Genomic DNA, 8,959 nt, shown 5'->3' with positions numbered 1-8,959 from the left:
GCCGGTCGAGGCGGCGGTGATGCCGGCACTCGCGACGGCGACCGACACCGTCAGCGCACTGCCCAGCGACGTTGTTGGCGCGATCGCGCCGGTCGAGGCGGCGCTCACGACGGTGATCGACGCCGTCAGCGCACTGACCAACGACGTGGTTGGCGCGATCGCGCCGGCCGAGGCGGCGGTGATGCCGGCACTCGCGACGGCGACCGACACCGTCAGCGCACTGCCCAACGAGGTTGTTGGCGCGATCGCGCCGGTCGAGGGGGCGGTGATGCCGGCACTCGCCACGGCGAATGACATCGTCAGCACGCTACCCAACGAGGTGGTTGGGGCGATCGCGCCGGTCGAGGGGGCGGTGATGCCGGCACTCGCCACGGTGAACGACACCGCCGCCAGCATGCTACCCAACGAGGTGGTTGGCGCGATTGCGCCCGTCGAGGCGGCGCAGCCGACGCTCACGACCTTGGCCGACGCCGCGGGCACGCTGCCCGAGGACGTGGTTGGAACCATTGCGCCGGTCGCGGCGGCGATGCCACCGGTACTCGCGACGGCTACTGACATCGTGAGCACGGTCAGCAACGAAGTGGTTAACCAGACGACGGGTCCAGACACTCAGTCGATCGCCTTGTCGCAAACGGTTGCATCGGACAGCACGGGAGCTCACATCCTTGATAAATCAGCACCATCCCCTGAGATCGCAGAGTCGGCACTGACCACTGCTAACGGTGCGCCTGGTGACGTACCACAGCCCACCGATGTGGCTGGCGATGCTTTGGCGAGTGCGGCGCCGGTCGCTGACACGAGCGCGCCGGCGCTCACCATAATAGCTGCCGCTCCGACCGATCCCGCGGGGGAGCTCTCGCACCGGGCCGACACTGCGAGTGTGGCTGGCAACGCTGTGGCGAGTCCGGCGCCGGTCGCTGACACGAGCGAGCCCGTGCCCACCACAACAGCTGCGGCTCTGACCGATCCGACCAGCGGCGTCTCGCAACCGGCCGACACAGGCAATGTGGCTGGCGATGCTCTTGCGAGTCCGGCGCCGGTCGCTGACACGAGCGAGCCCGTGCTCACCACAACAGCTGCGGCTCTGAGCGATCCAACCGGCGACGTGTCGCGACCGGCCAACACGGGCCATGTGGCGGGCGATGCTCTTGCGAGTCCGGCGCCGGTCGCTGACTCGAGCGAGCCCGTGCTCACCAGAACAGCTGCGTCTCTGACCAATCCAACCGGCGACGTGTCGCGACCGGCCAACACGGGCCATGTGGCGGGCGATGCTCTTGCGAGTCCGGCGCCGGTCGCTGACTCGAGCGAGCCCGTGCTCACCACAACAGCTGCGGCTCTGACCGATCCGACCAGCGGCGTCTCGCAACCGGCCGACACGGCGAGTGTGGCTGGCGGTGCTCTTGCGAGTCCGGCGCCGGTCGCTGACACGAGCGAGCCCGTGCTCACCACAACAGCTGCGGGGGGGGGGGGGGGGGGGGGGGGGGGGGGGGGGGGGGGGGGGGGGGGGGGGGGGGGGGGGGGGGGGGGGGGGGGGGGGGGGGGGGGGGGGGGGGGGGGGGGGGGGGGGGGGGGGGGGGGGGGGGGGGGGGGGGGGGGGGGGGGGGGGGGGGGGGGGGGGGGGGGGGGGGGGGGGGGGGGGGGGGGGGGGGGGGGGGGGGGGGGGGGGGGGGGGGGGGGGGGTGAGCCGGTGCTCACCAGCGCCGGAGACTCGCTCAGCAACCCTGCGACCGAACTGGTAGAGCCGGCCGTGCCGGACACCAGGAGCGCTCCAACTCCTGGATCGGCCGACACGCTTCTTGCGCTGGCCACCACCGCTGACGCACCGATCGAGAGTTCGGGGTCCGCCAGCACTGCCCCGGAGAACGTCGTGACGGACACATCGAATGCCACGGCGACGACCTCCGTCGCGAGCGATGTGATAGCATTGAACGATGCGCCACCCCCTCCGACAGATTCACTGTTCAACGGAACCCAGTATACGGATTATGGCGTCACGCTCAGCAGCGACATCGCGCCCCCCCAGACTGCTGTGTCTCAGGCGGACGCCGCATCGGCTCAAGACATTTCCACGCCGGTGGCTGCCGATTACCAAAAAGCGGCGCCGCCGCCTCCCGACATCGTGGATAATACTCCGATCGATCACGTTGGAACTCATGATGCCATCCTCTAGTGGGAGGCAAACATGGCAGCTGTCGAGACACTGGACGATCCGCCGCGCAAGCACTCCGTAGCACAAATTCGCGTCGCACCCGGCGGCGAGGCCCGCGACTATGTCGGACCTGTCAACGCGCTGGCCGCCTGGCGTTCGGTCGCCCGCACCAACCTGATAGCGGTCGCAGCATTTTCGGTCGTTGTGAATCTGCTGATGCTTACGTTGCCGATCTACCTTTTTCAAATATCCGATCGCGTGCTGACGAGCCGTAGCCTCGAGACGTTGCTGATGCTCTCGGCTCTCGCGCTGACGTTCATCGGTATACTCTCAATCATGGACATTCTGCGTCGGCAGGTGCTGGGGCGTCTTGCGACCAAGATGGAGGCGGTGCTTGGCGGCGCAGTGCTGGCGAGCAGCATCAACAACGCCAGGGCTGGCGAGGGCGGAACCATCCAGGCGATCCGCAGCCTTCACCAGGTGCGGGGCTTCATCTCGAGCCCTATCATGCTTCTACTGATGGACGCGCCACTCTCACCCCTCTACTTCGCAGTCATATTCCTCGTTCACCCACATCTGGGCTGGATCGCAGTCGTATCGGGCTTGGTCCTGGCATTGATCGCGCTGATCAACCAGAAAGCGACCTCAGATCGTCTGAGCGAGGCAGGCCTGCATGCCGCCGAGGCCGATGCGGCGGCCGAGTCGCTGGCGCGAAATTCGCAGGTGATCAATGCGATGGGAATGCTGAGCGAAAGCATTCTCCACTGGGGGCGCCGGCAGGCGCCAGCGCTGACGGTACAGAGCCAGGCCCTTGACCGAAACTTCTGGATCAGCGGTGCGTCGAAGTTCGTGCGGCTCGTGGCCCAGATCACGATCCTCGGCACCGGGGCCTATCTTGCCCTCCACGCCGAGATCACGGGGGGCATGATGATCGCAGCTTCGATCATTGCCGGCCGCGCCCTGCAGCCGCTCGAGGGTTTGATTGAGGGATGGCGCAGCTGCGTTCAGGCGCGATCTGCCTATGCCCGGGTAAAGCAAGCAGTCGAGTCATTCCAGCGCGAGGCGCCCAAGCTGCGCCTGCCCAGACCGCAAGGGCGCCTGAGCGTTGATCGGGTCTTGTATCTGCCGCCCGGCTCGAAGGAGCCGGTGCTCAATGGTGTGTCGCTCGAGCTCGTGCCCGGAGAGTCTTTGGCCATTGTCGGACCGTCCGGATCGGGCAAGTCGACGCTCGCGCGCATTCTGGTGGGTTGTCTGGTGCCGACAGCCGGCAAGGTCAGGCTGGACGGAACGGAGCTGCGCAACTGGGATCGCCGCCAGTTCGGGGAATATAGCGGTTACCTGCCCCAGGAGGTCGAGCTATTTCCCGGGACCATCAAGCAGAACATCTGCCGCATGCGCGACGATTTGCCCGATGAAAGCATCTATGAGGCGGCGAAGTTGTCGGGAATTCACGACATGGTCTGCCAGCTGAAGCAAGGGTACGAAACCGTGCTCGACCGCAGTGGCGGACCGCTCTCGGGAGGACAGAAGCAGCGCATCGCGCTCGCCCGGGCTTTCTTCGGTAATCCGTCCCTTGTCGTGCTCGACGAGCCCAATTCGAATCTCGACGCGGCGGGCGAGCAGGCTCTGACCGAGACTCTGCAGCGCGCCAAGAGGCGGGGGGTCACGGCGGTGGTCGTAACCCTGCGCCCCGCGCTACTGAACAGTGTGGACAAAGTGCTCATACTGCGGGCCGGACGCGCGGAAGCATTCGGCTCTCCGAGCGAGGTGTTGCATCGCCTGGTTCGGTCGCCCGGCAGGGTCGGCGGTGATGAGCCGGAGCAGCCGCAACGCATCGAATCCTCGGGCGGGTGACCAGCGCGGGAGGGCAGCATGAGAGCGGTAAAGGACGACATCGGCGAGTGGTACCTCGGTGTTCCGCTGAGCGCCAAATGGCCCATCTTCACTGGCCTCGCCATCCTGGTTGTTTGGCTCGGGTGTTTCGGCGTTTGGGCCGCGGTCGCCCCACTTAACAGTGCGGTTGTCGCCTCGGGCACCTTCGTGGCTACCGGGCAGAATAAGTTGGTCCAGCACTTCGAGGGCGGCATCATCCGCGAGATTGCGGTCAAGGACGGCGATGTCGTCGAGGCCAACCAGGTCCTCCTTCGCATGGACGATACCCCTGCCAACGCCAAGCTGAAACGGCTAGTACTGAAGAAGTATCGACTGCTCGCCATGAAGGCGCGTCTAGAAGCCGAAATCAGCTTTTCGGATGCAATCGAAATTCCGGCCGAATTCAGAGAGAACGCTCGTGATCCAGAAATCAGAGCGATTCTTGAGCGGCAACGTGCCGAGCTTCAGGCGCGCCGGGCTAGTCGGGTGACCGAGGAAACCGTACTCTTGAAGCAAATTGCTGGGCTCGAGGAAAGCATCCGCGGATATCAGGCGCAAGTTCAGTCGACTAAAGAGCGTATTGCCTTGTTCGCAGAAGAGCTGAAGGACAAGAATTCGCTTCTTGGCCAGCAGTTGGTACGCAAGTCGGATGTACTAGCGTTGCGACGCTCAGAGGCGGGTCTCGGGGGCGACCTCGGCGAGTATCTCGGCCGCATCGCAGATTCGAAGGAGCGGATCGCTCAGGCAAACGAAAGAATAGTGCAGCTCCACGCGACGACGCTCCGGGACGCGATCAAGGAGTTGCGCGAGACCGAGGCGGAGCTGGACGACGGGGAGGAGCAGATTCGCGCCGCTCAGGATGTGGTCGATCGGGTTGATGTCCGTTCACCGGTCCGGGGTATTGTGGTGAAAAACAACTTCCACACACCGGGCGGCGTCGTCTCTCCTGGTGCGGTTATCCTTGAGCTCCTGCCGATCGGCGACGAGCGCATCATCGAGGCACATGTGAATCCCAAGGACATTTCGCATGTGAGCGTAGGCCAGGAGGCGCTGGTGCGGCTGTCGGCACTCAACCAGCGAATCACGCCCATGGTCGCGGCGAGCGTCATCTACGTGTCAGCGGACGCCTTGGCGGAGCAAGTGCAGGGGAAGCCCGAAACCCGCCTCGATGGTGACACGCGTCGGGAATTCTATGTCGTTCGGGTGCGCCTGGACCAGGACGAAATTCTCAGGCGAATGCCTGAATTTATCCCCATGCCCGGGATGCCGGCGGACGTTTACATCAAGACCGGAGAGCGTACGTTTTTCGAGTACATCATGAAGCCTATCCTCGACAGCTTCTCCCGCGCGTTCCGCGAAACCTGAAGCGAGCATTCTGAACCTCAATCCTGAGCACTCGCGTAGTACGGTGAGCTCAAGCTTTTCGGTCTAAGGCTTGCTAACACCGCGCTACGTGGCTCAGCCCTTCTCGCGTTCTTTTTCGTGGCGGCAGGAGCCTAGGTCCAAGGGCGCCTTGGGCCAGCCAAGATCCAAAGCGGAAAGCGCTTCGCTTCCGCGAATGGGCGGACCAAGGTGACTCTTGCGGTACCAGCCGATCGGCTAATAGCCTATTACCACGATCGGTCAGCGGGACTAATTGATGCGTCGGACTAACTCACTTGTGCTTTTGCTGTGCTGGGAGCAGCCCTTCGTCCACTCACCAGTTCTGCGCAGGAATTGAGTGCCGCTCACATGCCCATTTTCTAACCTGCGATAGGCCGCGGGATGGAGCTGCGGCCCTTTCAGCGCGTGTGGTTGCGGTTTCAAGAGAATGCTCGGACCAAATCCTCTCGATGCGGCTCAATGATGCGAGCGGAATCTGCCGTCCATCATCGAAATCGATCTCGGCGGTTGCATTTCCTTTGCCGGTAAAGTCGGTGACTTAATCCAGGTCGCCTTATATGAACGACCTAGTCCCAATAGGGAGCGATACCACTTCGCCTGCACGGTTTGGTAGGTCAGCTTGTGGCCCATCTGCGAAGTTGCGTCGGGTCTGACGGAGGTCCGCTCATCGCCGCAGAGCGGGCCAGATTTGCTCACCCTGAGTTCTTCGCAGTTTGACCCTCAACGGACATGCGGGGTGCGAAGGCCACATCACAACGGGACACATGTGTGGTTGCCGACTTTGAATTTTACGCCATACAGATGCTCGTCTCTCCATACAACTTGGCACCTCAGAGTACTCTTGAACCCGTCAACCGACAGGTCAAGCTCATCGGCAAAAATGTGGACCGGAGAGCTTAGGCAGGCTCCTTCTTCGCTGAGATTTCTCACAACACATGGATGAACCCCACGAATTTCGCGAATGCGGAGCAGCGCGGGTTGATTGACTGAAAGCCGTTTTGAGGCACGACGGTCTAACATCGGGAACTTCCCCACGGGGCGTTCATCTTTTTCCTTCCATGCTGATTTGAATTGGCTTCCTGGCACATGTGCGTTGTACTCGGCAGGCCGTCGCCGGTTCATAACGGCATGTTACGGACTGCAATCGGGAATGATGTTAAAGACTCAGATAGTAGGCGCTGGCGCTATCGTCTCGACTCACGACTACCCATGTATTTTCTCTCAAATGGGGTCGGCTACTTGCTAATTCTTCGGCAAGTCTTTGAGCCGCACGGAAGGCATCTATTTCGTGCTCAAACACGAAGCCGCCGGGATCATTGACGTTTTCTGCACCGCAAAGGCCGAAGAAGAATCGCGCCATCTGAGCACCAAACTAGCCGGAGGGTTCGTCTGGCGCTTTGGGACTCAAGCAGCCGTTGAGGAGTTGGGAAACTGCCGTCACGAGCTGCACGGGCGCGAATGGTTTCTGAAGCATTATGCTGTTGGGAACGCCCTGTACCAGCCATTCGTCAGCGGCCACGCCGGACATATAGACTACGGGGAAGCTCGGATCCACCATACGCGCCGCGCGCGCTACCTCCCAGCCGTTGAACCTTCCCAGAAGATTGATGTCGGTCACGAGACCACGGTATGCAACCGTCCTTCCTTTGAGGAGGGTCACGGCTTCCTCTCCGGTGCTTGCGATGGCGGTCTCGAAACCTCCCTCGTTCAACGCATCCTCAACGAGACGTTGGATCGCATCGTCATCCTCGATCACGAGGATAATTGGCATGTTCGTCAAGACTTCCCCCAACACGTACTATTCCGCCGGACGTTACAAAGTGCACACAAGCGGAAAAGTTCCAGCAGGAGGGAAAATTTGGCATTGGACTACGATGGTGGCTTGGTCGCCTTCTTGGTAATCGACTTTTGACGAAGGAAGCTAATTTCCAACTCGTCCCCATTCACGCGGTCAAGCTGGCATCTGCGATAGGCGAGGCCGGTGGAGGAGAGAAGAAGAAAGAATTCCTTAAGGGACAGACCCTCGATGGACGACTCAATCTGAAGGGTAGCCCCGACTTCGGAAACATCCTTCAGGTGGCACGAACGGCGCCAAGTTCCATCAATAGCCATCAACTGCACCGGCAAGCGGTGCTCGAACGTAACCCTGCGGACTTCTTGTTCTTTTTCTTTGGGCATGCGCAAGCCGAACTAGTCCAATCCTGTGTACAGAAAGCCAACTAAGAGAAGGTAACCAATGTCGGGAAAACTCGGCAATTTGCCGAACGCCTCGCGCTAGCGCAGGCAATGGGTCGCCTCTTGGCCCGGAGCCGTCTGTGAGGGCAGCGCAGAGCGCGTCTGCTCTGCCCTCGAAGTCAGACGTCGACTTGTTCTGCTATCGCGAGGGCGTCGTCCACCTCGATGCCGAGATATCGAACGGTGCTCTCGATCTTAGTGTGCCCCAGAAGGAGCTGTACGGCTCGCAGGTTACCGGTTCGGCGATAGATCAAGGTCGCTTTGGTCCGGCGAAGGGAATGCGTCCCGAAAAAGTGCGGGTCCAGTCCGAAGTCGGCGAGCCAGCGGGATAGGAGGCGGGCATACTGGCGGGTCGTCATACGACCACTCGGCCGCCGGCCAGTGAAAAGGTATTCTCCCGGCTTCTTGCCCGTAAGCCGCAGGTAATCGTCGATTGCCTGCCGGGTCGATTCCGTCAGCTCAGAACTTGACTGGTCGGCCGGTCTTCTTCTGTCGGACGGTGGCGCGGTCGGCCGAATATCCGCCCGGCGCCAGATCATCAACTTTCAAGGCTACGACGTCGCAGCCGCGCAGCTTGCTATCGATGGCGACGTTGAACAGCGCCAGATCGCGCATTCGGCCTTCAACCTGGAGCTTGGTTCGGATTGACCAGACGTGCTTTGGACGGAGCGGCGACTTTGCGCCGACGATCTTCCCCTTGTTCCAAGGAACATGTTTCGAGAGGGCGGGTGCGGTGCTTGGAATAACGGTCATGTTGACCTCCTCAGCAAGTGAGGCTGGTCATTTTCAGTCCGGAGCCCTTCCAATTCGGCGTCCGCTTCTAGACGATTGGAGACGTACTTCCGTCCAATTCGAACGATGGCAGGGCCGATTGTGACCCCTTGCGGACACAATCCGAAGTTGGCATCATCGCAAGATGGTTGTGAACCTGCTTCGCGCATCAGGGCTGTGCCTTTTTTATCTTGCGGTTGTCTTGCCCGCTCAGTCGCTGGCTGCCTCTACGGAGCGGCCGACCTGCAGCTTTACCTGCTTCGCACAGTACCTGTTCGACGGTAGCTGCCTTCAGCCGTACCCAGGAGCCAAACTCTATTCCGGGCGCCTGCTCAGCATTTCGCACGAGTGTCCGAACACCACAATTCTTCATATACAAACGAAAAACCGGGAATTGCCTCCTGTCGTTGAAATCCAGTTGCGGGGATGCAAGATTTTTGCGGGTCGGAGCGTCAACGAAATCGTGGAGTTCGGCGTGCAAGACCCAAGTGCTGACGTGCAACGCTATCCTCTGGCCTGTGATCTTCGCTAGGCGACGACTTCCGCTTG

Annotated in this window: 9 protein-coding genes and 1 pseudogene; 3 read left to right on the top strand and 7 right to left on the bottom strand. The window is 61.7% G+C overall.

What is annotated here, in order from left to right:
* Positions 1 to 507 (bottom strand): hypothetical protein (locus XI05_RS01170; RefSeq protein ID WP_271498111.1); only part of this gene is annotated, 507 nt, incomplete at its 3' end.
* 931 nt (positions 508 to 1,438) lie between these two features.
* On the opposite strand from XI05_RS01170, the gene XI05_RS01165 reads away from it, so the two are divergent.
* Genes XI05_RS01165 through XI05_RS01155 form a run of 3 tightly spaced genes read left to right on the top strand, consistent with a single transcriptional unit; the run spans position 1,439 to position 5,386 of the window.
* On the top strand, positions 1,439 to 2,170 hold the full coding sequence (locus XI05_RS01165) for a hypothetical protein (RefSeq protein WP_271498108.1): 732 nt from the start codon (positions 1,439 to 1,441) through the stop codon (positions 2,168 to 2,170).
* Positions 2,171 to 2,182: 12 nt separating this feature from the next.
* Positions 2,183 to 4,003 (top strand): type I secretion system permease/ATPase, encoded by a 1,821-nt coding sequence (locus XI05_RS01160; RefSeq protein ID WP_271498106.1) that lies wholly within the window; start codon positions 2,183 to 2,185, stop codon positions 4,001 to 4,003.
* A gap of 18 nt (positions 4,004 to 4,021) precedes the next feature.
* Positions 4,022 to 5,386, top strand: coding sequence for an HlyD family type I secretion periplasmic adaptor subunit (locus XI05_RS01155; protein ID WP_271498104.1), 1,365 nt, complete (start codon positions 4,022 to 4,024; stop codon positions 5,384 to 5,386).
* Between the two features lie 768 nt (positions 5,387 to 6,154).
* Here the strand turns inward: XI05_RS01155 and XI05_RS39600 are convergent.
* The 6 genes and pseudogenes from XI05_RS39600 to XI05_RS01130 form a co-directional block, all read right to left on the bottom strand.
* Positions 6,155 to 6,424, bottom strand: coding sequence for a PilZ domain-containing protein (locus tag XI05_RS39600; RefSeq protein WP_442869217.1), 270 nt, complete (start codon positions 6,422 to 6,424; stop codon positions 6,155 to 6,157).
* Between the two features lie 136 nt (positions 6,425 to 6,560).
* Entirely contained in the window at positions 6,561 to 6,764 is a 204-nt protein-coding gene (locus XI05_RS01150; RefSeq protein WP_271498102.1) for a DUF6894 family protein, read from the bottom strand.
* A gap of 12 nt (positions 6,765 to 6,776) precedes the next feature.
* On the bottom strand, positions 6,777 to 7,175 hold the full coding sequence (locus XI05_RS01145) for a response regulator (RefSeq protein ID WP_271498225.1): 399 nt from the start codon (positions 7,173 to 7,175) through the stop codon (positions 6,777 to 6,779).
* Between the two features lie 98 nt (positions 7,176 to 7,273).
* Positions 7,274 to 7,582 (bottom strand): hypothetical protein, encoded by a 309-nt coding sequence (locus tag XI05_RS01140; protein WP_271498223.1) that lies wholly within the window; start codon positions 7,580 to 7,582, stop codon positions 7,274 to 7,276.
* 176 nt (positions 7,583 to 7,758) lie between these two features.
* Positions 7,759 to 8,392, bottom strand: a pseudogene (locus tag XI05_RS01135) (tyrosine-type recombinase/integrase).
* 187 nt (positions 8,393 to 8,579) lie between these two features.
* Positions 8,580 to 8,959: hypothetical protein (locus XI05_RS01130; protein WP_271498100.1), on the bottom strand; the 380-nt coding region annotated here is incomplete at its 5' end.

Origin of the sequence: Bradyrhizobium sp. CCBAU 11357, assembly GCF_028128865.1 — a bacterium.
In the GTDB taxonomy this organism is placed as follows: Bacteria; Pseudomonadota; Alphaproteobacteria; order Rhizobiales; family Xanthobacteraceae; genus Bradyrhizobium.
The sequence above is the reverse complement of the archived record's forward strand: the minus strand, read 5'-3'. Positions and strand labels throughout refer to the sequence as shown.